This is a genomic window from Mucilaginibacter calamicampi (assembly GCF_042676765.1).
Classification (GTDB): domain Bacteria; phylum Bacteroidota; class Bacteroidia; order Sphingobacteriales; family Sphingobacteriaceae; genus Mucilaginibacter; species Mucilaginibacter calamicampi.
In genome coordinates, this window is sequence record NZ_JBHTHU010000006.1 from 14,560 (window position 1) to 38,962 (window position 24,403).

Genomic DNA, 24,403 nt, shown 5'->3' on the forward strand with positions numbered 1-24,403 from the left:
GTAAAGGGGCTTTCGGGCCCCTTTGCTATTAACTGATAATCCTGTTTTTCAATTAATTAGTATTATTTATTAAGCCTTTTTACCATAAATCATTAAGCTATTTTATAGTTGGTTACAAACATTTTACAAACTATTTTTAATGGGTGTTAAAAAAAATAAAAAAAAAGTTTATCGTTTGTAAGATATTATTACCTAATTTCGAATTATAACCAATTATAAAATACCCTTTAAGCTTAATTCGTGACACTGCTCACGTAGTTTGTCTTAAGTTTTGTTTGAATATGATAATTCAGGATATAGACGAAGCTATTAAAAAAGTTGTCTTTGAAGACGATCAGGTTGCCTTTGAAAAAATTTACAAAGGTTACTATACTCGTTTATTCAGGCTGGCATTATCTGTTGTAAAATCTGAAGATCTGGCAAATGAAGTGTATGATGATGTAATGCTTAACGTTTGGCAAAAAAGAAAAAACCTTGCGGACGTTAATAACTTCACGGTTTACCTGTATGTATCTGTAAAAAACGCCTCGTTGCGGCAGTTAAGTAAACTTGGCAAAATAAGTTATATCCGTATAGATGAGGATTTTGATATTCAGGACACTACCCCAACAATGCAGGAGGAAATGATGTCGCTAGAGTTGCTGGCTATAATAAATCAATCGATTGCAGAGTTGTCGCCACAATGTAAACAGGTTTTCAAGTTGGTTAAAGAAGATGGTTTGAAATATAGAGAAGTAGCCGAAATTTTAAACGTAAGCGTTAAAAATGTAGAATACCATATGGGTAATGCCCTGAGAAAGATCAGTGAAAACATATCTAACAGCAAGAAACCGGTAGCTCAGAACGCGTTTAAATCAATTATGTTCAATTGATTTATTACTATATCGTTGTAGTGTGTTTTTTACACATCCTTAAACGATATTCAACAAAAAAATATAAAATCTTTTTTTTACTAGGGTAAGGCCCATAAAAATGACTCCTAACAACAATGGTTGCTAATCGCATTTGGATATTGATAGGTAAAAAGGTTTCTGGTGAAGCCACTTTGCAAGAGTTGGAGGAGCTGCAGAGCCTTATAGCCAGTAGTGGAGATAGCGGTCATACCATTGATGAACTTGAGCAAACGCTGCTTACCGTTAACATCGAATCGCCCCATAAATCTGACGAAGAGATTGAAGAAAGGTGGAGCCAGTTTAAGAAGAAAATAGCCCCTGAGCCCGAAGTTATTCCATTGCAGCGCAATGGTAAGCGCAGATTTTTTTGGCTGGCGGCCGCTTCTATTTTGGTCCTATTTGCAATTACAATAACGCTGGTTAAAAATAATACTTTTAAAAGCGGCCTATTCGCAGATAACGTAGTTAAACCAGCCGAATCACCCAAAAAAATTGTCCTTCCCGATGGTTCAACAGTGTGGCTTAATGCCAAAAGCAAGATTACGCTGTCTAAGAAATTTGGTGTTAAAGAAAGAGGGGTTAGCCTTGTTGGCGAGGCCTTTTTTGATGTTGTGAGAGACGCTAAACATCCGTTTGTAGTTACAACCGCTTCAATGCATTTAAGGGTACTTGGTACTAGATTTAATGTGCGGGCTTTTACTAATGAGAAAAAATCAGAAGCAGCGTTAGTAAAGGGATCTATTGAAGTTACTTTGGTTAATAATCCCGACAAAAAATATATTTTAAAGCCTAGCGAGAAGATAACTGTGCGCAACAGCAATCTGCAAGCAGCAACAGCTTCCGGCGCTTTGGCTCAAAATGGTAGAATTATACCTATACCACTTATCATATTAAGTAATATTCATTATAAAGATCAGGATCCGCTGCCTGTAGAAGCGCAATGGATAGAAAAGAAGCTGGCGTTTGAGTCAGAAACGTTTGATGATATTGCAACGCGCATGGAGCGTTTTTATAACGTTTCTATCAATTTTCAGGACGAGTCTGTAAAATCATTGGTATTAACCGGGGTTTTTAAAGACGAAACGCTAAACGATGCTATGAAAGGTTTGCAGTATGCAAGCGGCGGGCAGTTTAAATACAGTTTTGAACGCAACAACCAAATAACGATTTACAGATAGAAATAACCAATTATACTAAACTTAAACCAGAAAAATAAGGAGAGATATATGAGATAAAAAAGCTTACCTACCCCTCAAAAGATAGTGCAAAAAAAAGCGGAAGGTGTTGGCGCACCCCCCGCACAATGGCTGCTGTCTTAACTACTTATAGTAAAAGAGAACATAGTTAAAAACCAACCAATCAAAATTATGAAAAAAAATATTTCTGACGCCCTACGGGTGCGAAATAAACGCATATTAAAGTTTCTCATTATGTCAAAATGTATCTTGCTGCTTGTCATAATCTCATCACTTCAGGGCTTTTCAAAGGGTTACAGCCAGGATAAGATAAGCGTCAAATTGCGTAATGTATCCCTTCAAAATGCTTTAAAAGAAATTTCAAAGCAATCAGAATATCGTTTCCTCTATAGTGATGCCGTACTTAATGGGTTTGGCAGTAAAGTTAACCTTGAGGCTACCGATGCGTCTATCAATCAAATTGTATCGCAGGTGCTTGCTAATAGCGACCTTAGCTTTAAAGTGAACGCAAACCTGGTTATAATTACTAAACCTGTTGCAATGGCAATTCCTATTAAGGGTAAGGTTACAGATAGTAAAGGCGTGGCAATGGCCGGCGTTACTGTATTTGAAAAAGCCAACCCGGTTAACGCAGTTGTTACTGATGGCGATGGTAATTATATCATCAACGTTGCCGACAGGACATCAGTTGTAGTTATACGTTATGTAGGTTTCATTACACAAGAAATAACTGCAGGTACTCAAACTACAATTAATGCTTCATTGGTAGAAGAAAATGCTACTTTAAATGAGGTTGTTGTTGTGGGTTACGGCACGCAAAAACGTGCATCTGTAACCGGTGCCATCAGCAGTGTTAAAGGTGCGGAATTGATCCAGGCACCTGTTCCAAACATTAGCAACTCAATTTTAGGTAGGGTTTCAGGTGTAACCGGTCGCCAGTCTAATGGTGGTCAGCCTGGTAGCGCTGGTAATACTACGTTTTCAATACGTGGCCAGAATACCACCGGCACTAACAACCCGCTGATTATTGTGGATAACGTTAGGCGTGATAACATTAACCAGGTTGACCCTAACGCTATAGAAACGGTGAGTGTATTGAAAGATGCGGCTGCTACTGCTCCTTATGGTTTAGGTGGTGCTAACGGTGTTATTTTAATTACCACTAAGCAAGGTAAAACCGGTGCCCCAACAATATCATTGAATGCATGGTATGGCATACAGAATCCTACTTATCTGCCTAACGTGTTAACTGCAGAAGATTATATGCGTTTAGTTAACGAAGGCTTGACCAACAATGGAGCCGCAGCTATCCACTCTCAGGATAAGATCAATACCTGGGATGCGAAGAGCAAGACAGATCCTGACCATTTTCCGCGTAACAACCCTACAGATATCATTAAAAAGAACGCGCCTCAGCAAAGTTACTCTTTACAGTTGTCAGGCGGTAGTGACAGGGTTAAGTACTATACCAATCTGGGCTTTTTTAACCAGCAAGGTATGTTCCCGCAGATTGATTACACCCGTTACAATTATACTGTGAACATAGAAGCTAAGGTTACTAATACTACAACCTTTTCATTAGGTATAAACGGATCAAATGAAGTAGACCGTGGTTTAGACCCGCAACACAATGCAGGTAACCTTTTGCGTTCAACGTACAAGTACATCCCGACTGATGTTTATAAATTCAGCAACGGATTATGGGGAGCTTCTAACGGCTTAAGCCCTTACGCTACATTGGCATCGGGTGGATATACCCGTGGTTACTATAACCAACAGCTGTTAAGCGCCAGCCTTGAGCAAAAGCTTCCGATAAAAGGTTTAAGTGTTAAAGCCGTTGTGAGTTATGACCCTACCAGCTGGAATCGTAAACAGTATCACAAACCGTTTTATTACTATAGCATAAGCGGCTCAGCTGCACCTTATACCTTTACTAAGGCACCATCAACATCAGAAGGTTTGGTGGCTTATACTTACTTGCAGGAGTTTTTTAACAAAGACCAAAGGTTTAACTACCAGGGTTATTTAAATTACCACGATACTTTTGGAAAGCATGATATAACCGGCTTGGTTGTAGCAGAAGCCAGAAATACCAGGTCTAATGATTTTAATGCCCGTATCAACAACTATTCGATAGATGTGGATGAACTTAACTTTGGTAGCTCAAACAGAAATGATTACATCATAGGTGGTACCTCAAGCACAACAAGCCAGTTAGGTTATGTTTACCGTTTGAGCGATACTTACGATAACAAGTACACCATTGAGGCAACCGGCCGTTATGATGCTCACTTCGCCTTTGCACCAGGTAAACGTTATGCCTATTTCCCGGCATTCTCTGCAGGCTGGATATTAAGCAATGAGGATTTCATGAAAAACGTTAGCTGGATAAATTACTTCAAGCTAAAAGGATCATGGGGTAGAACCGGAAACCTTGCCAATCCTCAGCAAAACTTCCAGTATGTTGACTCATACAACTTGGCTGCTGCTTATGCCTTTAATGGCACTGTAGTGCAAGGTACAACGCCAAATAATCAGGCTAACCCTTTGATTACCTGGGAAATTGCAGAAAAAACTGATATTGGTTTCGAATCGGTATTATTTAACGGAAAATTGAATTTAGACGTGGGTGTTTTCAAACAAAAACGTTCTAACATGTTGTTTACTCCGTCAAACACTGTTTCGCAAGAGTACGGTACCGGCTTGTCACAAATTAATGTGGGCAAGATGGAAAACTATGGTATTGAGATCACCGCAGGTACACAGCATAAGTTTGCCAATGGCTTGCAGTTAAGTTTAAACGGTAACTTTACCTATGCTAATAACAAAACTATAGAGATATTCGAGCAGTTGTCAACTTACAACAATCTTAACCGCCGCAGAACAGGACGCCAGCTTAACGCTCAGTTCGGTTACAAGTCATTAGGTTTGTTCCACTTATCTGACGACAAAAACGGCGACGGTGTTATCAATGCAGCAGATGGTTACAACGTAACGCAGTTTGGTACTTTAAAACCGGGTAACGTAAAATACGCGGATCTTTCTGGCCCGAATGGTGTACCTGATGGTAAAATAGATTCTAACGATGAAACCTTTATCGGTTATAATCCGCAGCCATTAATTACCTACGGTGCTACATTAGCCGCCAGCTGGAAAGGTGTTGATCTTAGCTTGTTCTTCCAGGGAGCTGCAAAATCATCTATCGGTACACAAGGTTTCTTAACCGTTCCGTTTAGCAATAACAGCAGTAATACCGGTTACGAGTTTTTTAACAACCGTTGGACACCGGCTACAGATATGACAGCCAAATATCCACGCACAGCTTCGTCTCCTTTTTCAAATGATACCCAAGGATCTGATTTCTGGGTTAGAGACGCAAGTTATTTGAGGTTAAGAACAGCTACTTTAGGTTATACCATTCCTTCATCTGTTGTTAAAGCGTTAAAAATCAAATCGGTTAGATTTTATGTAACAGGCCAAAACTTGTTGACTTTCAGCAAGCTTAATTTTATCGATCCTGAACTGGCTAGCAATACTGGCTCTTCTCCAGGTTCAGATACTGCAACGCCTATCCTAAGATCTTGGACGTTTGGTTTAAATGCAACTTTTTAATAAACATTTATTTAATTAATAAAGAAATGAGAAGTACAAAAATTTTGTTAAAAATAGCGTTAGTGACCGTGCTAACTACTACGTTTTCATGTAAGAAGTATCTTAATGAAAACCTGAATAAAGGCGCTGTTTCTGAGGAAGTTCAGTGGGAGTCCGAGAACAATGCTGATATTTTCTTAAACGGTGTTTACGGGCAGCTTGCCCCGATGCACAACACGCCTGATTATCTGGACAGTTTTACCGACGATAATGACGGCGGTAATTACTGGCGCTCATATCCGTGGAGACAGGGTACTAACGACGCGTCTTTTAACGGTGGATCGCCACAAGGTGATGGCCAGGGGGCTCCTCCGGGACAAACTAACGGTTCTTATGCTGTATGGTCTAACGCATACCAGCGTATCAGAAGATGTAATCAGTTTATGGAGCAAGTGACTGCGAATAAAAAAGGTGTTTTTAGCGCCGCTTGGTCTGCGAAAAGAATTGATGAAGCTAGATTTTTAAGAGCTTACTGGTATGCCATGTTATGGCAACATGTTGGTGGTTTACCAATTATTACCAAAACGCTTAACAATCAAGACGGATCTGAGATTTACTACGCACGCAGTACTTTTGAAGAAACCTTAAACTTTATTGTGAGCGAAATGGACGCCATTATTGCCAACAATAAATTAGTTGTTAAGTATAGTGCAGGTAATGCTGATGCAGGCCGCGCTACCTTAGGCGCAGCATTGATGATTAAAGGATGGGTGCAACTATACGCTGCCAGCCCGTTATTCAACTCTGGTGCTTACGTATTAGCTGATCCGAATAACTTTGTGCACTTTGCAACGGCTAGCCCTGCGCGTTGGGCAACAGCTGCAGCTACCTTCAAAAAGTTTATGGATACTTATACACAGTATAGCTTATTTAATAAAATGAGTGAGTTCTGGTGGGTAAATAATGAATATAACTCTGAAGTAGTTTGGGACAGGCAACAAGTATCAGGCGCAGGTGGCCAGATACAAAACAACGTTGACCAGTACGGCGGCCCGGTTTATATTTTAGGTGTATACCATACCTGGGGTAACTATAACCCAACTCAGGAGCTGGTTGATACTTACAGAATGGCAAATGGTAAACGTATAACAGACCCAACCTCTGGTTACGATCCGCAAAAACCATATGTAGGTCGCGAAAAACGTTTTTACGACTTTATAGTGTATGACGGTGCTTCGTACAAACAGGATTGGATGCCTACTACTGATATTATCTACACACGTATTGATAAAGTTAATCCTTCAAAGAACGAGATCGACTTTGGATCAACTGACGTTACAAATACCGGTTACTATTTCCGTAAGAAATTGAACAACCTGGCACCTGAAGGTGGTAACCAAAGTGGTCAAAACTATGTATACTATCGTTATGCAGAAGTACTTTTAGGTTATGCTGAAGCGCAAAACGAATCTGTGGCTACGCCTGATGCTAGCGTATATGCAGCAGTAAATGCTATCAGAACTCGTCCTGGAACTGATCTTCCTGCTCTTGTAGTTGGTACTTTAGATCAAGACCAAATGCGCCAGGAGATCAGAGATCAGCGTCGTATTGAATTCGCTTTTGAAGCAAAACGTTTCTATGACATTATGCGCTGGAAAATTGCTAAAACAGTTTTGAATGCTGAACTGCATGGTATGAAAATTACCAATACTGTTCCTGCTGATAACAGTGGTGTTTGGAAATATGAGTATGTTGACCTTGGTACTAATGCTCAGCCGCACGTATTTTCTGATAAAATGTACATGAATCCTGTACCTCAATCAGTTATCGATGCGAATCCAAAACTGAAAACACAACAAAATCCCGGTTACTAATAATTTATTTAACTGATCCACTGGGCGGGGCTGCTTTAAAAAAGCAGCCCCTTTTTTTTTGCTCTAATTTTTTGTCGTTATTGTTGATGTTATAACCTTATAAATGCAGGAAAGGCGTATACAACCAGGGGTTGTATTGGCGGTTTTTTAACTTATTTATATAATTAGAGAATAGGTTAAATATTGTAAATAGCTGGTTTGTAACGATTTAAATAATGCCCTGTATACAACAGATAGTGAATGGGTGCCCGTATACGGCTACACCACTAATTAGTAAAAGGACGCGGGGGAATTATTTTTTCAGGATATAGAAGTACATATTACCCCTAACAGAAAACCCAAGCGATTGATATAGATCAACCGCACGTTTATTATCATGTTTTACGTGCAGGTAGGGGATATCAGATGCTGCAAGGATGCGATTGATTTGATTTGTAACTAATTGCCGGGCATAACCTTTACCCGTATACTCCGGATGCGTGCAAACTGCGCTAATTTCGGCATAATTAAAAGCATGCATGCGTTGCCCCGCCATTGCTACCAGTTTATTATTATCAAAAACACCCTGGTAATGGCCAAAGTCAATTGTGCGCATGCCAAAGGGGCCGGGATTAGTTAACTTAGCCAGGTTTACCATCTCTGTACAATGGCTGGTTAGCAAAGTACTTACGCTGTGAGTGTGATCGTTTTTTACCGGAATGGTATTATGAATCATTTGAAGGCCATGTACACAGGCTACAATTTTCCATGGCGCGGGTATATTAAGCTGTATGGGAGTAGCAAATAAACTTATAGGCGTGCCTGCTAACATATGGTATAACTCCATAAAGTTTTGATCCGTACTTTCCCGAAGCGCTACAAAAGGAGAAACCTCACCGTTAAAATATTTTACCCTCTCATTTCCCTGTCCAAGATGATGATTGCCCGAATTAAGCGCATGCCAAACGGGGTTATTCAGCACAGCATCTATGTTACTTGCTGCTGCCAAACCGGGTATACAGGGTTACTTGCATAACATTGTTAATAGTATACGCTTTAGCCTGTTGCGAGTACTGGTTAAGGTAGCCGGCTTCCACGTCAACCTGTTTACTAAAGCGGTGCCCTATTCCAATAAATGCCCTGTTTTGATCAAAAAAGTGGTTATTTACCTTTTCTTTATTTTGCACATTAACAAATATTTCATTAGCCAAAGCCAGATAGGCACCATTGGTAAAAGGAGCGGTCTTGCCGTTAAATGGAACTACGGCTCTGATAAAATATCTGAAACGTTGAGAAAAAACGCTTTGCTGTGTAGCTGTTTCGCCTAAAAAGCGCTGTTCAAGCCTGAAGCGATGTGTTATTTGTGTATTGACACCGGCAGGTTGCGAAATTATTAATTGTTCAAATAAACGACTTTCCGGCCTAAAGGTCTTCACATCGCCGGAACGCCCGTTGGTGCCAATATAAGCATACCCTAAGGCAACATTCTTGTTGCCAAAGTAATAATTGATAGACGGTCTTAATAGTACCGTTTTAAGATAGTCGACATGATCGGCAGAGCGAAAATGTCCATCAAACGATGCCCCCCAATGCTTGTTGAACCGTTGCGTATGGAACCAGGACGACCAGGCAGAATGCTCAATGGTTTGCGCGGAGGCCGTACCAATAGCGGCTAATTGTATAAAGGCGATCCCTAATAGTATCCTGAATTTCATAAATGGAGGTTAATTGGATTAAAACAATGCGCAAGTATAGCAAACATCCTAAAAACACGCGCACTCATTAAAGTAAAAGTGTTTTTACTTGCTATTAAATATACCAAGCAGCTTTTCCAGCATTCCATTTGGCGCATCCTTTTTATCGCCGCAACCAAGTAAAAAACCATAGGGTTTAAGAGCCTCAAAATGATCACAGAATATTTTTATCATGCCGAAGATCGGCACTGCCAACACCATGCCCGGTAGGCCCCACACGGCCTCGCCTATAACAATCCCAACTATGGTGAATAAAGGATTTAAGTTTACGCCTTTGCCTACTACCAGGGGTTCTAACAAGTACGATTGTATAAATTGTACAAACCCATAAGTAATAAGAATGCCTGCTATCAGCCTAAAATCGCCACCTTGTACAACGCCTGCCATAACTGTAATGGCCGTACCCGTTAAATTACCTACAAAGGGTATTATCTCTAAGGTGCCGCAAAGAATTGCAAAGAAAATAGCGTATTTAACGCCAACTATTGAAAAGCCAATGGAATACATTATCCAAAGGGTTACGATCATTTGCGATAGCCCGATGAGGTACTGTTGCGACACTTCTCCGGCGCACTGCACCATATCGGCAACATTACCACGCTGAGTTGCCGGTACAGCTCTTTTAATAAACGTCATTAAATGATTGCGGAAGTACATTAACAGAAAAATATATACCAGCACCAATACTACGTTAACCAACCCACCGGTAATAATGCTTGTCACTTCGTTTAACAGCGTTGCCGAGCCTTCTTTGTTTACCTGTTCTACTATTTCCTTTTGCTGGTTTTTGTTAATGCCCGTACGTGCACTGATAAATTGCTGAACTCTCCGCATCATGCCGGCGAGCCGCTGCTCCATGTTATCCATGTCCTCCATTAACGACGATAACTGCCACGACAGCAGGCCTATTATTATTGTTATGCTTAGCAGCAGCAACAAAATGCATACTAAAACTGCAACAGCGCGGTTAATGCCTGCCCGTTCCATGCGCTTGCATAATGGTATTAGTAACATGGCCAATACCAGCGCAAAGGCCAGTGGCACCAACACCGGCTTAGCTATGTAGAGCACCGCGGTACCTGCAATAACAATAAACAGCACGTGGCTGATGCGGGGCAGATAGGTTAGTTGCGTTTGTGGCATTGCCGGGGTTTAAGATGCAGTTTTACTTAACGGTAGATCATTTTAATAAACATTATTATGCCAAACATGTTTGATACATGATAAAGCGTAAATTAATACGCTATTGAAAGTAACACCATATGAAAGTAAGCAATGTTATAATACCCGCTATTGTTGCCCTTGCGCTGGCAGCCTGCACATCAACCGGAAATGAAAACGGTAATGCCGACACAATGGCTAATAGCGATACAGTTAGCAAACCTACCGAGGTTGAGGCCGCCTCTATGTGTTTTTTGCGCACTGAGGGAAAAGACAATAAAGACACCACCAGCACTGAGCTTGTTATAAAAGATAACAAGGTAACAGGGCAAATGTACTGGCACCCGTTTGAGAAGGATAGCCGTAAGGGCGCATTAAACGGTACATTGAAAGGCGATACTGTTAATGCGGTATGGAGCTTTATGCAGGAAGGCATGCAGGATACCCTGGCTCTTCAGTTTTTGATAGCGGGCGATAATTTGATGCAAAAGCCACTTAAATTAAATACGCAAACAGGCAGGCAACAAACAGATAACGCGGCAGGGTTTACACTATTGCACCATCCGAGTGTTAGTTTGAAAAAGTAGGTGATTGCGCGTTTTGTCCCGCGTGGATGTGAGACAAAGTGGGACAAGTTGGGACAATATTTTTAGTAAGTAGCTGGAAATTATTGGTTTGCATTTTTTGCTTGGGACAAAGTGAGACTACTTATTCGTCAGGAAAATTAGCTGTAAAAATGAGTTAAATGGCTGAACTACAGGCATACTGCGAATTCTGGCTTTTTTGTCTCACCAAAAAATGATCTACGAAGCGTCGCCATCGTCATCAATGTGTTTGCGGCGCTTTATTTCAGACCGGTTTAACTCTTTTTCAAAATCTTTTTCGTCGGTAATATTCCGCCTTATAATCCATCCTACAAGGATCAATAAAAGTATCAGAATGGGCATTACCCACCAGTAATTTATAGCTGTTTCCATCGGTACATTTAATAGCGTCAAAATAGATAGCCGCTTTAAATATAAAATTACGCAAATGTTAATTTTTTACGAGTTAACAAACCAAGGTTTAAATTACGGGTTTAATTGAAAAGGTTTTGCGACATATTGGGATGAAAATGTATAAAAATCAGATATTAGAATGGATTATTAAATCTTCTTAAAACACATTCTTACCTCATGCAAACAACCAAAACCTATAACTCAGGAATTGATAACTGGCTCATCGCTGTTGCGGGCATTCCATTCGTGTTAGTTACAGGGTTGCTTTTGTATAAAGGGGATTGGGTTGGACTACTGGTAATCATTCCTATTATCGCCTTCCTTGTACATATCCTCACGGGCACTAAATACACTATTAATGGCACAACATTAACAGTTAAGGCCGGGTTTGTTGTTAATGTCTCCATTGATATCAATACCATTAAAAGTATTACCGAAACTAATAGCGTATTAAGCGCCCCGGCCAATTCATTAGACAGGATTGAAATTGCGTATAATAAATACGACAGCGTGGTTATATCACCTAAAAACAAGGCCGAGTTTATTAGTGATATATTGTCTGTTAATGATAAGATAACAGTTACCTATAGATCGTAGAGATTTAAAAAGGCGCTTAGGGCTGTACATAATTAAAAACTTAGTTAGTATATTGCGTTTGCAATTAGTTGATAAGCCTAAACTGTTTGCGCCCAATGCCGGTTACGCTCAGATCATATAAGTTTTACTGTTGCCTGTTGCTGCTATTTATGGTATGCGGCAGTTTATCGTTCGCGCAAGTTGTTCGCGGCAGGGTAATCGACTCGGCAAGCAGCACACCCATCCCTAACGCAAGCGTTTATTTAAACGGATCTTCAACCGGTACTACAACCAATGAGCAGGGTGAGTTTACACTGCGCGCCAAAGCAGGGAATGTTCCCTTAATAGTTAGCTGTATAGGTTATGAGTCTGAAACGATAACAAAATACGGCAGTGAGACTTTTACCGTGCGGTTAGTGCCCCGGGCTTTAATGCTAAATGAGGTGACGATAAATGTAGGCGGTATGTCGCGCGAGAAACAATTGGCGCTGTTTCTAAAGGAATTTATAGGCAGCCCGGCCGACGGCTGTACAATAACTAATGCGGACGAATTAAAATTTAGCTTTAGCAAAAAAGCCAACAAGTTAAGTGCAACTGCCGACAAGCCACTGCAGATAGTTAATAAACGAACGGGTTATAAGATCACGTACTTTTTAAAAACCTTTACGCATAACGACACAACGACACGCATATTAGGCAACTATTTTTTTTCGGAGGACACAGCAGGCTTAAAACAGGCAGAACTGCGAAAGATCTATAAAAATCGCGAAAAGTATTATTATGGTTCAAAAATGCACTTTATCCGTTCGCTTTGGGAGGATAACCTGAAGAAGAACAAATTTGAACTATACAATAACTTATATTACGGAGGCGTGTCCATCCCTGCCAGCCTTGTTGTTGCTAAGGTTCAGGGCCAAAAATATTTCAACTACAGCAACACTATATACATTGTATATCGCAATAACGTACGCAATGCAACGGCATTAAGGCTGGCACCGGCGGCGACGGAAGGTATTATAGACAGCGATGGTTATTACGACCCGGACTTTACCTGGGGTGGGGAAATGGCCGATCAGCGAATGGCGCAGCTACTGCCTTTTGAATACCATCCGGATGGGGAAAGCCCGCCCGAGAGCATGGATAACCCAGCGGTTAAACAACCTATGTTTGATTCGTTGCTTAACTTATATGCCGCTAAACACCGGTCGCCTTTGTTATTTATGCATTTTGATAAGAACGTATATTCTAATAACGAGAATGTGTGGTTTACAGGTTATTTGCTTGACTATATCGGCAATTACAAATACAAAACGCTGGGGCTGGCGCTTATAAAAGACGACGACCGGAGTGTTTTGATGGATGACAGGTTTGTGATAAAAAATGGTTTTTGTTTCGGTAACACAGTTATTCCCGACTCGGTAAGAGCCGGAACTTATACGTTTGTTGCGTACGGTAATTTATTAAAGAACAACCTGCCCGATATTATTTTTAAGCAGCAGGTAACTATTAAAACCGGCAGCCAGCAAACCTTCAACGCGTCATTAAATCCACTGGATACATCAGCCACCGGAGCTAACCAAAAGGTAATGTTGCTGGTCAATTTTAACGAAAAATCGCCGCCTTCATCTGTGCCTGTAAGTTATTACGTTGGCAACCCGGCGCAGCCCGTAACCACCGGTGCTGTTAAAACTTCATCAGGGCAATACATTTTTAGTATTCCGTCTAACTTGTTAACTGCCGGCAATAATAAGCTGCACGTGCAGGTAAAATATAAAACAGAAGTGCAGGACCTTAGTATGGCGCTGCCTGTACCGCCGCAACCTGCGCAGATAAATTTTTATCCCGAGGGGGGTAACCTGCTAAGCAATGTTGTTAACATAGTTGGTATAGAGGCAAAGACGGCTGCAGGTGCGCCGCTTAGTACGGAAGCCGCATTGTATGAAGATGAGCAGATCATCAGCGCCATTAATACCAATGGCAATGGCATGGGGAGATTTGCTGTAATACCCCAACCCGGAAAGAAGTACCGGGTACAGCTTAACGCAGGTAATAGCAAGAGTTATTATTTGCCCGGCGCTGTAAGTGGCGCGGGCTTATCAATAAAACGCGCTGTTGTTAACGATACACTGCTGGTTGATGTATACAGCGACGACCCATTGAGAAAGCTTTATTTGGTAGGCCACAATTACCGGCAAACTTTTTTTGAAACGCCTGTTGAACGGTTCCCCAACCAAAGGGTAAAAATATTATTGAATGGCATGCCGCGGGGTGTTATGCAGTTAACCCTGGTTGATAGCCTTGGTCGCCCGTATGCAGAGCGGATGGTATTTGCGCATTATACCGGCAAAGATAAGTTAGCCATAAGTGCGGACAATGCGGATTATGGTAAACGGAACAAGGTTAAACTCAGGATAAAACTTACCGGAGAGTCTACTAACGGAGCAGTTTCTGTGGCGGTTGTTCAGGAAAACCGCCTGGAACTAAAGAATAAAACCGACATTGAGAATTATATTTATTTAAACAATGAGATAAGTGACATACCTGTAAAGGACAGCTATTTTACCAATGCGGACCTGGACAGGCGCGACCTGGAAAATGTATTACTGATTAGAGGATGGAGCAGGTATAAATGGACCGATGTGTTGAAGATAAGGCCGGAGGACACATTATATGCCTCAAGGGAAATGGTTTTTAGTGGTAAGGTATCAAAGTATGCCGGTAAGTTTAAAAACGCGGTACCGTTAGTTACGTTTGCGCCTGCCAGTACTTATAGTACCGACATAAATGGCTTGTTTGAGCTACCTGATAGTAACTTAGTTACCGAGCCCGGCAAAAAAGTAGTTTTAATGGTTGCCGGCGGCACGCCTTCAGACTATAAGATCCAATTGCTGAATCCCTATGATAGCGTCAGCAGGCATCTCAGTACAATGATCAATCCGGTTCCATACCTCACTCCGGCGCAAGAGAATTCAAACCTTTTTAAATTAGCCTCAACAGAGCATGCCATTCAACTTAAAGAGGCCGTTATTAAAGCAAAAAAAGACGATTTTTTTAACCAAAGCTCCGCAATTGGACAATTTGGAACAAATAGCTGCGGCGATTATGTGTGTAGGTTTCATGTATTTAACTGTCCTAACCACCGAAACGAAAGTGATAACAGGCCTGCAATAGTTGGGGAAGTATATAATGGCAGAGTTTATATGGGTTGCAAGAATAGCTACCCGCTTATAAAGCAACCTAACTCGCTAACATTTAAAGGCATATATGCGGCCCAGGAGTTTTATCCTGCAGATTATTCTGAGATAAACCCAAGCCAGCCGGAATACGTATCAACACTATATTGGAAAGGCCAGTTAATGTTAAAAAAAGACGAAGCGCAGGAGCTATCGTTTTATACAAGTGATATAACAGGGGCTTATAAAGTGATTGTTCAGGGTATAACCGATAATGATGTTATCTACGGTGAAACCTTATTCAATGTAAATAAATGATAAGCCCGTATTAAAGCATCAGCGTGTGGTGTTTTGAGTGCCCCTTCTGTAAAAAATGGCGCTAACTACATAGGTTAGCGGCGTTTTATCGCCATAATTTCCACACAAAAACCAAATAGGCAGTGGTAACCCCTGCCCACAAAAGGAAGGCTTCAAAATGAGTTTCAGGAAAGCCCCGGGATTGGGATATAAATGCACCGGTGAGCAAGATCAATAAAATGGCTAAACCACAAGTCAATATTAACTTCCGGGCCTTATTCAATGGTTGAGGGGTTATAACAGCATGGGTTGTTGATACGGGTAATTCATCCGCAATAACTACCGGTGTAAATTCCAGTTGATTGGCCAATGCATCTAATGAATATTGCCGTGGCATTACCTCGCCCTTTTCAATGCGCTGCACCGACCGCAAACTTAGCTGGGTCATATCTGCCACCTGTTGCTGGGTATAGCCTTTTTTAATACGGCTTTGCTTAATTAAGCTGCCAATTTGCTGCGTATTCACCTTATCCAATTATGCCAATTACGTCATTTTACGCCATTGCCAAAAGGCGCAAATGGTGCACACTAAATATAAATACTTTTAGCAAAACTTATTTAAATGGCAGGCTTAATAGTTGAACTTATAATATCATGGGTATTACTCAAGTTTATTCTTCATCAAAATCTTTTGGTGCTTGGCTTTAAGATCAATAGCAAACAACTTATAGCCATAATAATAGGGTTATTTATACCGGTAGTTTTCCTGGTTATCTATTTGGTCGGTATATCCTTATGGGTAAAAAGCACTTATCGCTTAAACCCGCTTTATACTTTCGCTGCATTTAAAAATGCTTCGTCTTACGTATTAATATCGGTTATTTATGAAGAGTTGATTTTCCGCGGAGCGCTATTATACATATTGATAAAAAAGATAGGCACTCAAAAAGCTCTGCTCGTATCTGCAATAAGTTTTGGTATCTATCATTGGTTTACTATGGGGGTATTGGGCCAGGTAGTACCTATGCTGTTTGTTTTTACTATTACTGCTATTATGGGATATATTTTTGCATTATCCTTTAGCATAAGCAGAACCATCTTTTTGCCCATGGCTATACATTTGGGTTACAATTTTACTTTTATGATCGTTTTTTCGCGAAGTAACATGGGCGAGCAACTATTGATTCCGATGTTTAAAAATGACCCGGTAAAAACGGGAGTTGTGTTTCAAACAGTTACTACGGTAATACATTATATCATTTTCCCTTTTATTGTGTGGTTGTATTTGAATTATTTGAAAAAGAGAACGGCCAGTATACAACCAACATAAAAAAAGCCGCTGACGGATCAGCGGCTTTTTTTTAAATTTAAGTCTTAAATTATTACCGCAACTTAGCCAATGCCTCACGTACGCGTGGCATGGCATCTGCAATATCCTGGTAACTGCATGCACCAACAGATGCCCTGAACCAGGTAACTTCGTCGGCGGTGCCAAAGGCGGCAAAGGGCACAAAGGCTATTTTGGCTTCTTTAATAAGATAGAAGTTAATATCTGCTGATGTTTTTAGCAGTTGCCCGTCGGGTGTAGTTTTACCGGTGTAATCAATTTTGATAGTAAGGTAGATGGCCCCCATTGGTGCTATGGAATCAACGCTAAAGCCATCAGCTTTTAACTGTTGAAAACCTTCGTGCAACGTAGCCAGGCTTTTTTGAACGCGCTCTTTTATGGTATCCAGATAGGTGTTTACGGCCGCGTCGTCCATTATATACTTAGCCATGGCAACTTGTTCTGCCTTGGGCGACCATGCGCCCATATGGCCTACAATGGCCTTCATGTTATTAATAACATCCTCGGGCCCAAAGCCCCAGCCCACGCGCACACCTGTAGCGGCAAAGCATTTTGATGCGCCGTCAATAAATATTACGTAGTCTTTTAACTCGGGCCTTAATGTAACAGGGTCAAAATGCTGGTTATCGCCAAAGGTTAATTGCGAGTAGATCTGATCATATAAAAAATACAGCGGTTTTTCCCCGGCCGCGCGGCTCTTGTTTTCGGCGATTACCAGGTCGCAGATTTCTTCCAGGTCTTTTTTGCCAAACATGGTGCCCGTTGGGTTAAGCGGCGAACAAAGGGCCAGCAATGCAGCGCCTTTTATATGCGGGCGCAATTCATCAGCGGTAGGCATAAAATTGTTTTCGGCACGTGTTTGTACCATAATACCCTCTGCCTTTAACAGATCGCAATAATGGTTATTGTTCCATGATGGTGCCGGGAAAACCACTTTATCGCCGGGATCAACCACGGCCAGATAAGTTGAATAGATCAACGGCCTTGATCCGCCCGAAATTAAGACCTGGTTAGCTTTATAATCTAAACCCAGGCGATTCTTTAAAAACACCGATACACTTTCGCGCAGCGCCAAAACACCGTCGGCAGGCGGATAGTTGGTTTGATTGGCAGAGTAAGCCTCAACAATACCTTGTTTTAACTCATCAGGAATGGGATAGATGTTAGAATCGTAATCGCCGATGGTAAGGTTAGCAATATTCTGGCCCTGCCGTTTTAATTCGTTTATTTCGCCGGCTATTTTAATTATTTCAGAACCGCGCAGGTTCTCCGCTAAGGCAGATACTTTCATTTATTTAAGCTCAAAGGATAAAGCACAAAGCTAAAAGCTTTTTTTTAAGGTGAAAGGATAAAAGCGGAAAGACCAGGGAAATCGCTTTTAAACCAGGAGGCTCCGATGGAGCCATAAAACAAAATGCAATTGAGCTATAAACAGGAAGTTCCTCCGGAACTATGTTGTTTATATAACGGACTCCTTCGGAGTCGCCTGTTTGTAGAATAAATAAAGAAGGATACAGGGCTCCGTAGGTGCCTCCATAATACTCCGTGAAGTTTAAAAGCGATTTCCCTTGCTGAAAGACCAAAGCAAAAAGCCTCTCTAAAATGGGTATAAACAAAAAAGCTGAAAGGGACAATCTTTCAGCTTTAAACTCTTAGTGTTTCACCTAAGAAATATAAGGCTTGCGCAATTTAATAAGACGCACCCAGTGCATTAATTTCATCACGGGGTAAACAGGGTCAACCTCGTACCATTTAGCGGCGAAGTTGGAATTATTAGGGCGCTTATGATGATTGTTTTGAAACAACTCGCCAAGCATTAAAAAGTCAAGCGGTATGGAATTTTTTGATTTATCGCCATTGTCAAAATTAGAATAGCCGTATTTATGGCCGCACCAGTTTACAATAGCGCCATGTATAGGCCCCATCATAAAATGAATGGGTAATAATAAGAACATCCACCAATGCGTAGCAAAGGCAATGTAAAAGGCAATATAACCCAGGCCAAACAATATACGCGACAGGTAGGTAGAACCCCAGTAATCAAGCATGCGCCACTCGGGGTAGCTGCCTTTAAACTGTGCTTCGGGCTCTTTAAGGCGTTTTTCATACAGCTTATAGCTTTGCGCGGTGCGCCACATCATCTGGAAAACGTCTGTAAAAAAATAAGGCGAGTGCGGATCTTTTTCAGTATCGCTGTAAGCGTGGTGCTCCCGGTGCATTATAGCATAGGCGCGTGGATTTAAATAAGATGATCCCTGGCAAATAAACGTAAGCAAATGGAACATGCGCTCGTTAAACTTGGAGGTGCTGAACATTTTATGAGACGCGTACCGGTGCAGAAAAAACGTTTGGAAAAACAGGGATAGGAACCAATGCCCTATGAAAAATAAAAGAATAGCCACTAATTATTTGTATTGTTAGTATTATAATTAACGGCAAAGATACGATTATAGTTTTACCGATATTGAAGTAAATCAAATAATGATGATTATCATTTAATTAACTCCAAATCAAATAACCCGGCCAAATGCTTGTAAGACTGTAGCCTGTCATCAAAGTCTTCGGCAATGGTAACGGCTATAATTTCGTCAACATTGTAGTTTTCTGCCAGTATGGTAAGGCGTTCTTTTACCATTTTAGGTGTGCCTGCAACCACCCGCTGGCGGTTGTAACGTATGCGGTCCTGCTCGTTCAGAGTATATTGCGCGTCCTTCACATCTTCGTAGCCTAATGATGTTATCCCCGCGCCGCGTTCCAGTTGGATAAAGCGGTGGTCCATAATGGCTTTGTGCTGCGCGATCTTTTCTTCGTCTTCAGAGCAGAAAACAAATATGGCCATGTTAACCTGCGGTTGGTCAAGATCAAGCGAGGGCTGAAAACGCTCCCTGTACTGCTGAACCGCAGCGGGCCCGCCAACCGGGTTAATAAAATGCGCGAAGGAAAAGCCCATGCCAAAGTGCGCGGCAAACAAGCCACTTTGCCCGCTCGAGCTAAGCAGCCACATATCGGGCACGGTTTTTACCTGCGGGATAGCGCGAACGCGTCCCTGCGGTGTGCCGGGTTCGCCGGTATCGTGAAAGTAATTTTGAAGATCATTCAGCTGCTCCATAAAATCCTGCTCGCTGAAATGATTGGAAGGATTAAGCAGCGATGCTGTAAGCCGGTCTGTACCCGGCGCGCGGCCCATGCCCAGGTCAACCCGCCCCGGTGCCAATGCCTCCAGCATCCTGAAGTTTTCAGCAACCTTTAAGGCGCTGTGGTTCGGCATCATTACCCCGCCCGAACCAATTCTGATGGTTTTGGTCTGCGATGCCAGGTAGGCTATTAAAACCTCGGGCGTAGAGCCTGCCAGGCTACCGGTATTATGATGTTCTGATACCCAAAAGCGGGTAAAGCCCAACTCTTCGGTGTATTTTGCTAAAGCGATGGTTTCCTGAACAGCTTGCGCCGCAGTAACCCCTTTGCGCACCGGCGACTGATCTAAAACGCTTAGCTTTAATTTTTTTGCTTCCATATTATTAATGAACGCAAAGTTAAGCGTAGCGTTTGCTGATGGGTACCCGTGAACGTTTTATGGCATTAGGGTTACAGACCACTTTACTTAATAGAATATTCTGTTAACTCTGAATAGTCAGACCCCCGGGTAGACATATTACGAATCTCGATAAGGCCTATTCCTTTAGCTATATAAAAATCGGAAGTTTGAAAATCAACGTAAGGGCCCCCTGATACACTTTGCGTTATATTTAACTGTGAGTGGATCACGTTTGTATATTGCTTTCCTGATACAGTTCTATTTATCCCTTTTTCAATAATTTTTCCAACAATTTTTATTGGATAACCATAAGTTACGCCTGAGTCTTCCCATGTTTGTCCAACTTGAAGGTCGTCTTTTAGATATCGGCTCTTCTCAATTACCCCTGTTAAGGCACCCATCATTAAATAGTCGCCATTATCATGGTAAAAATAGTTACCATAGTCGTGTGTGCCTTTAATTGCGGTGGCCTTATAATATAATAATGAATTTGCTGTCAAAGTTTCACCTGTCATTGTAATGGTCATCGTAGCAGTTACACCAACATTGGTAGAATTGCTTTGATTATATTTCCAATAAGAGCCAGTAGCAACGGGTTGGTAGCTGTCTTGTTTTTCGTCGTTAGCCGGCGGGTTAGTGCCTGATTTCTTGCACGATGTAATTATAAGGGCTACAACAGCTATAAGTGATAAGGTTCTTTTCACGAAGTAAATAATTAGGTTGGCTTTAAAAAATCAATCCTTAAAGTGATATAAAAATACCACCTCGCCTGTATAAGCGGGTTTCTTTTCGCCCTCAATCTCCATAGTAACACCTATGGCAGCTTTGGTTATGCCACGCAGGTTTACAATAGAAGCTAATTTAGCTATGAGCCTTACCTGGCTGTTTACTTTAACGGGTTGCGCAAATTTTATATTATCAATAGAATAATTGATCTCCATTTTAAGGTTCTGTACATCTGCAATCTGATGCCAGAAAAAAGGCAGTAATGATACTGTTAAATAGCCGTGCGCTATGGTAGCGCCAAATGGTCCTTCATTTTTAGCGCGTTCTTCATCCACATGTATCCATTGGTGGTCCAAGGTGGCCTCGGCAAATTGGTTTATTTGCTGCTGGGTGATGGTGTGCCAGGCTGATGTGCCTATTTCTTTGCCCAAAAGAGCTTCAAACTCGCTGTAGTTATTAATGATTACCATGAGGTTTTTCAGGTTTATAATATGGTTTGTTACCGTGTTATACCGGCAGAATTAAATTGAAGATCGTATAATTTACGGTAATAACCATTTTCTATGCGTAAAAGTTCTTGATGGGTGCCTTCTTCTTTTATTTCGCCATGATCAAGCACTATAATCTTATCAGCATTTTGTATGGTTGATAAACGGTGGGCAATAACAATAGCTGTGCGCCCCTCCATCAGTTTATCAATCGCTTTTTGTATCAGTATTTCCGTCTCGGTATCAACAGATGAGGTAGCTTCATCCAAAACCAGTATAGCCGGATCATAAACCAGCGCGCGGATAAAGGATATTAGCTGTGCCTGCCCGGCAGATAACGTTGCCCCACGCTCCATTACGTTATAATCATAGCCCCCGGGCAGGCGCATAATAAAATCATGCGCGCCTACATCTTTTGCTGCCGCGATGATCTGTTCGCGGGTAATGGCCTGGTTGTTAAGGTTGATATTATTGGCTATGGTATCACTAAATAAAAACACATCCTGTATAACAGTAGCTATCTGCGATCGTAGATAATTAACCTCGTATTCATTGATGTTGTGCCCGTCAATCGTCACCTCGCCTTTGCCAATTTCGTAAAAGCGGTTCAGTATATTTATGGTTGATGATTTGCCTGCGCCCGTGGCCCCCACCAAAGCCAGTTTTTCGCCTGGATTAACTTTAAAGCTGATGTTTTTTAGCACCCAGTTATCATCGTTATAGGCAAACCAAACGTCTTTAAATTCAATTTGGCCGCTTAGTCTGCCGCTTTGTAGTTGCCCGTTGTTAACTGCCACTTCATCAGTATCTAAAACCTTAAATATCCTGTCGGCACCTACCATGCCCATTTGCAGGGTGTTAAATTTATCAGCCAGTTGGCGTATGGGCCTGAACAACAAGTTGAGCAGTATAATAAACTCCAATATAACCCCTGCTGTTACCGGCTGACCAGAAGATGAGATGGCGGTTAGCTGCTGATCTGTAAGAATGCGTTTACAGCCGTACCAAACCAACAAACCCATACATATGGCAAACAAAATTTCAACCACCGGGAAGAAAATGGAGTAATACCAGTTAGAGCGAATATTGGCATCGCGATATTTTAAGTTAACTGCCCTGAACTTGCGCATCTCCTGCTCTTCGCGGGCGAAGTTTTGTATAATGCTGATGCCCGAAATATGCTCTGCTAAAAAAGTGTTTAAACGCGCTACCTGCGTACGCACTTCCTGGAACGACGATTTTATAGCCTCTTTAAATATATAAGTAGATGCAAAAAGCAAGGGCATAGGTATAAGGGTGATCAGCGCCAGTTTCCAGTCTTTTACCAGCATAGCCACCACAATTGCTACGACCAGTAAAAGATCGCCGATAATGGAAATAAGTCCCTCGGCAAAAATATCTGCTATTGTTTCCAGGTCTGATACAGTACGGGTTATGAGCATGCCAATTGGCGTACGGTCAAAATACTTTAACCGCAGGCTGGTAATATGGTTAAATACATTTATCCGCAGGTCGCGGATAACAGACTGCCCCAAAGTATTGGTAAGGTACGTTTGATAATATTGAGCGGCGGTTTGTATAACTAATAAAGCCAGCATGATCTCTACCATCAGCAGCAGGCCGTCATAATTGTTCACCATTATATAATCATCCAACGTTTTTTGAATGAGTAATGGCAGCGCCAGTGCGCTTACCGCCAAAAAGATGGTAAGGAAAGCCGAAACAATAAACGTGACACGATACGGCCCCACGTATTGCATAATACGCTTAAGCAATTTCCAATCGAAAGCTTTGCCGGTAATACCCCCTCCGCCCCCTGAAGGGGAAACTTTTGAGGTGTCTTTTGCTTTTTCGTCACTCACATCCCAAATGTAGGTTATTGTTTAACTAATATAAAATATCCCACTTTAGTTCCCCCTTTAGGGGGTTAGGGGGCTAATACTTCACCTCCGTTAAATACAACCCACAGGCAAGTACAGAAGTACCGGCGTTACTGCGGTTCTTGCTGTTAATAATTTCGCGTACACCTTCGGGTTCAATTTCCTTACGGCCAACCATCAGCAGCGTACCAACAATTGCGCGCACCATATTGCGTAAAAACCTGTCGGCAGAGATATGGAATACAATTCCGCCCTCTGTTTCCACCCATTCCGCACGCGTTATTTTGCAGTTGTTAGTTTTTACCTGCGTATTTGATTTACTGAAGCAACTAAAATCGGTATACTCCCTTATAATGTCAGCGGCTTTATTCATCAACAAAATATCCGGCTTGTCGCGTATTAAATAGGAATATCCGGCTTTAAATGGGTCTTTCAGAAAATGGATGTGATATTCATAAGAGCGTAATGTTGCATCAAACCGGGCATTGGCATCTGCCGCTACAGGGAAAATTTGTTTTATCGCGATATCCGTCGGAAGAAAATAATTAATGCTCCGTAGCACTTTTGCGTAGTCTATGGTAAATGGTCCATCGTCAACAGATTTTACATCAAAATGCGCAAAAAACTGACTGGCATGAACCCCTGCATCTGTACGGCCGCACCCTGTGGTATAAACAGGTTGCCTTAAAATAGTTGAAAATGCTTTATTCAAAACCTCCTGAACACTTACAGCATTCGGCTGCAACTGCCAGCCATGGTAATGGGTACCATCGTAACATAGTTCAATAAAATAGCGCTGGGTATTCACGCTGCGAAGTTAGCTATTAAAGATTAGTGATTAAAGATTGAAGATTAGTGTTTTGATGCGGCGAATTTTAGCTATTAAAGATTAGTGATTAAAGATTGAAGATTAGTGTTTGATGCGGCGAATTTT

General features: G+C 41.5%; 20 protein-coding genes. 8 read left to right on the forward strand and 12 right to left on the reverse strand.

Annotation, left to right across the window (positions count from 1 at the left end; genetic code table 11):
- The first annotated feature begins 281 nt into the window (after positions 1-281).
- The 4 genes from ACFQZS_RS09675 to ACFQZS_RS09690 all read left to right on the forward strand — a co-directional run bounded on the left by ACFQZS_RS09675 (position 282) and on the right by ACFQZS_RS09690 (position 7,554).
- Positions 282-872, forward strand: coding sequence for an RNA polymerase sigma-70 factor (locus tag ACFQZS_RS09675; protein WP_377099657.1), 591 nt, complete (start codon positions 282-284; stop codon positions 870-872).
- 116 nt (positions 873-988) lie between these two features.
- Positions 989-2,071, forward strand: a complete 1,083-nt coding sequence (locus ACFQZS_RS09680; RefSeq protein WP_377099658.1) for a FecR family protein — start codon at positions 989-991, stop codon at positions 2,069-2,071.
- A gap of 252 nt (positions 2,072-2,323) precedes the next feature.
- The gene (locus ACFQZS_RS09685) at positions 2,324-5,701 is read left to right on the forward strand and encodes a TonB-dependent receptor (RefSeq protein WP_377099660.1); all 3,378 of its coding nucleotides are present in this window, start codon (positions 2,324-2,326) and stop codon (positions 5,699-5,701) included.
- A gap of 26 nt (positions 5,702-5,727) precedes the next feature.
- Positions 5,728-7,554: a RagB/SusD family nutrient uptake outer membrane protein gene (locus ACFQZS_RS09690; RefSeq protein WP_377099662.1), complete on the forward strand. Its 1,827-nt coding sequence runs from the start codon at positions 5,728-5,730 to the stop codon at positions 7,552-7,554.
- A 292-nt stretch (positions 7,555-7,846) separates the two neighbouring features.
- Here the strand turns inward: ACFQZS_RS09690 and ACFQZS_RS09695 are convergent, their stop codons facing one another.
- The 3 genes from ACFQZS_RS09695 to ACFQZS_RS09705 all read right to left on the reverse strand — a co-directional run bounded on the left by ACFQZS_RS09695 (position 7,847) and on the right by ACFQZS_RS09705 (position 10,430).
- Entirely contained in the window at positions 7,847-8,542 is a 696-nt protein-coding gene (locus ACFQZS_RS09695; protein ID WP_377099664.1) for a GNAT family N-acetyltransferase, read from the reverse strand.
- Positions 8,526-9,248 carry a DUF2490 domain-containing protein gene (locus tag ACFQZS_RS09700; protein WP_377099665.1) on the reverse strand — a complete coding sequence of 241 codons (723 nt, stop codon included), beginning with the start codon at positions 9,246-9,248 and terminating at the stop codon, positions 8,526-8,528. The genes ACFQZS_RS09695 and ACFQZS_RS09700 overlap by 17 nt, the downstream gene beginning before the upstream one ends.
- Before the next feature lie 84 nt (positions 9,249-9,332).
- Entirely contained in the window at positions 9,333-10,430 is a 1,098-nt protein-coding gene (locus ACFQZS_RS09705; RefSeq protein ID WP_377099667.1) for an AI-2E family transporter, read from the reverse strand.
- Between the two features lie 119 nt (positions 10,431-10,549).
- Here ACFQZS_RS09705 and ACFQZS_RS09710 point away from each other — a divergent pair, with 119 nt between their 5' ends.
- Positions 10,550-11,035 carry a hypothetical protein gene (locus ACFQZS_RS09710; RefSeq protein ID WP_377099669.1) on the forward strand — a complete coding sequence of 162 codons (486 nt, stop codon included), beginning with the start codon at positions 10,550-10,552 and terminating at the stop codon, positions 11,033-11,035.
- 216 nt (positions 11,036-11,251) lie between these two features.
- Here the strand turns inward: ACFQZS_RS09710 and ACFQZS_RS09715 are convergent, their stop codons facing one another.
- Complete coding sequence (locus ACFQZS_RS09715) at positions 11,252-11,425, reverse strand: hypothetical protein (protein ID WP_377099671.1); 174 nt, start codon at positions 11,423-11,425, stop codon at positions 11,252-11,254.
- Positions 11,426-11,623: 198 nt separating this feature from the next.
- Here ACFQZS_RS09715 and ACFQZS_RS09720 point away from each other — a divergent pair, with 198 nt between their 5' ends.
- Together ACFQZS_RS09720 and ACFQZS_RS09725 are read left to right on the forward strand one after the other, a co-directional pair.
- Positions 11,624-12,043, forward strand: a complete 420-nt coding sequence (locus ACFQZS_RS09720; protein ID WP_377099673.1) for a PH domain-containing protein — start codon at positions 11,624-11,626, stop codon at positions 12,041-12,043.
- Between the two features lie 95 nt (positions 12,044-12,138).
- Positions 12,139-15,513 (forward strand): carboxypeptidase-like regulatory domain-containing protein, encoded by a 3,375-nt coding sequence (locus tag ACFQZS_RS09725; protein ID WP_377099675.1) that lies wholly within the window; start codon positions 12,139-12,141, stop codon positions 15,511-15,513.
- Positions 15,514-15,598: 85 nt separating this feature from the next.
- Here ACFQZS_RS09725 and ACFQZS_RS09730 read toward each other — a convergent pair whose 3' ends face one another.
- Positions 15,599-16,018: a helix-turn-helix domain-containing protein gene (locus ACFQZS_RS09730; RefSeq protein WP_377099677.1), complete on the reverse strand. Its 420-nt coding sequence runs from the start codon at positions 16,016-16,018 to the stop codon at positions 15,599-15,601.
- A 96-nt stretch (positions 16,019-16,114) separates the two neighbouring features.
- Here ACFQZS_RS09730 and ACFQZS_RS09735 point away from each other — a divergent pair, with 96 nt between their 5' ends.
- On the forward strand, positions 16,115-16,822 hold the full coding sequence (locus ACFQZS_RS09735) for a CPBP family intramembrane glutamic endopeptidase (RefSeq protein WP_377099679.1): 708 nt from the start codon (positions 16,115-16,117) through the stop codon (positions 16,820-16,822).
- A 52-nt stretch (positions 16,823-16,874) separates the two neighbouring features.
- On the opposite strand, the gene ACFQZS_RS09740 is transcribed toward ACFQZS_RS09735, so the two are convergent.
- From ACFQZS_RS09740 to truA, 7 genes are all read right to left on the reverse strand, one after another.
- Positions 16,875-18,131, reverse strand: coding sequence for a pyridoxal phosphate-dependent aminotransferase (locus ACFQZS_RS09740; RefSeq protein WP_377099681.1), 1,257 nt, complete (start codon positions 18,129-18,131; stop codon positions 16,875-16,877).
- Positions 18,132-18,504: 373 nt separating this feature from the next.
- Positions 18,505-19,242 carry an acyl-CoA desaturase gene (locus tag ACFQZS_RS09745; RefSeq protein ID WP_377099682.1) on the reverse strand — a complete coding sequence of 246 codons (738 nt, stop codon included), beginning with the start codon at positions 19,240-19,242 and terminating at the stop codon, positions 18,505-18,507.
- An 89-nt stretch (positions 19,243-19,331) separates the two neighbouring features.
- Positions 19,332-20,354 carry an LLM class flavin-dependent oxidoreductase gene (locus ACFQZS_RS09750; RefSeq protein WP_377099684.1) on the reverse strand — a complete coding sequence of 341 codons (1,023 nt, stop codon included), beginning with the start codon at positions 20,352-20,354 and terminating at the stop codon, positions 19,332-19,334.
- A gap of 83 nt (positions 20,355-20,437) precedes the next feature.
- Positions 20,438-21,079, reverse strand: coding sequence for a hypothetical protein (locus tag ACFQZS_RS09755; RefSeq protein ID WP_377099685.1), 642 nt, complete (start codon positions 21,077-21,079; stop codon positions 20,438-20,440).
- 30 nt (positions 21,080-21,109) lie between these two features.
- Entirely contained in the window at positions 21,110-21,571 is a 462-nt protein-coding gene (locus ACFQZS_RS09760; protein WP_377099686.1) for a MaoC family dehydratase, read from the reverse strand.
- A 29-nt stretch (positions 21,572-21,600) separates the two neighbouring features.
- Positions 21,601-23,349: an ABC transporter ATP-binding protein gene (locus ACFQZS_RS09765; RefSeq protein WP_377100561.1), complete on the reverse strand. Its 1,749-nt coding sequence runs from the start codon at positions 23,347-23,349 to the stop codon at positions 21,601-21,603.
- Positions 23,350-23,524: 175 nt separating this feature from the next.
- Positions 23,525-24,277, reverse strand: coding sequence for a tRNA pseudouridine(38-40) synthase TruA (gene truA / locus ACFQZS_RS09770; RefSeq protein ID WP_377099688.1), 753 nt, complete (start codon positions 24,275-24,277; stop codon positions 23,525-23,527).
- Positions 24,278-24,403: the final 126 nt, after the last annotated feature.

Excerpts from the sequence above, each read along its gene's own strand:
- ACFQZS_RS09735 (WP_377099679.1), top strand. The coding sequence starts at position 16,115 with ATGGCAGGCTTAATAGTTGAACTTATAATATCATGGGTATTACTCAAG.
- ACFQZS_RS09680 (WP_377099658.1), top strand. The coding sequence starts at position 989 with ATGGTTGCTAATCGCATTTGGATATTGATAGGTAAAAAGGTTTCTGGT.
- ACFQZS_RS09750 (WP_377099684.1), bottom strand. The coding sequence starts at position 20,354 with ATGGAAGCAAAAAAATTAAAGCTAAGCGTTTTAGATCAGTCGCCGGTG.
- ACFQZS_RS09710 (WP_377099669.1), top strand. The coding sequence starts at position 10,550 with ATGAAAGTAAGCAATGTTATAATACCCGCTATTGTTGCCCTTGCGCTG.
- ACFQZS_RS09700 (WP_377099665.1), bottom strand. The coding sequence starts at position 9,248 with ATGAAATTCAGGATACTATTAGGGATCGCCTTTATACAATTAGCCGCT.
- ACFQZS_RS09690 (WP_377099662.1), top strand. The coding sequence starts at position 5,728 with ATGAGAAGTACAAAAATTTTGTTAAAAATAGCGTTAGTGACCGTGCTA.
- ACFQZS_RS09685 (WP_377099660.1), top strand. The coding sequence starts at position 2,324 with ATGTCAAAATGTATCTTGCTGCTTGTCATAATCTCATCACTTCAGGGC.
- ACFQZS_RS09760 (WP_377099686.1), bottom strand. The coding sequence starts at position 21,571 with ATGGTAATCATTAATAACTACAGCGAGTTTGAAGCTCTTTTGGGCAAA.
- ACFQZS_RS09765 (WP_377100561.1), bottom strand. The coding sequence starts at position 23,349 with ATGCAATACGTGGGGCCGTATCGTGTCACGTTTATTGTTTCGGCTTTC.
- ACFQZS_RS09705 (WP_377099667.1), bottom strand. The coding sequence starts at position 10,430 with ATGCCACAAACGCAACTAACCTATCTGCCCCGCATCAGCCACGTGCTG.
- ACFQZS_RS09725 (WP_377099675.1), top strand. The coding sequence starts at position 12,139 with ATGCCGGTTACGCTCAGATCATATAAGTTTTACTGTTGCCTGTTGCTG.
- ACFQZS_RS09675 (WP_377099657.1), top strand. The coding sequence starts at position 282 with ATGATAATTCAGGATATAGACGAAGCTATTAAAAAAGTTGTCTTTGAA.
- ACFQZS_RS09740 (WP_377099681.1), bottom strand. The coding sequence starts at position 18,131 with ATGAAAGTATCTGCCTTAGCGGAGAACCTGCGCGGTTCTGAAATAATT.
- ACFQZS_RS09720 (WP_377099673.1), top strand. The coding sequence starts at position 11,624 with ATGCAAACAACCAAAACCTATAACTCAGGAATTGATAACTGGCTCATC.
- ACFQZS_RS09715 (WP_377099671.1), bottom strand. The coding sequence starts at position 11,425 with ATGGAAACAGCTATAAATTACTGGTGGGTAATGCCCATTCTGATACTT.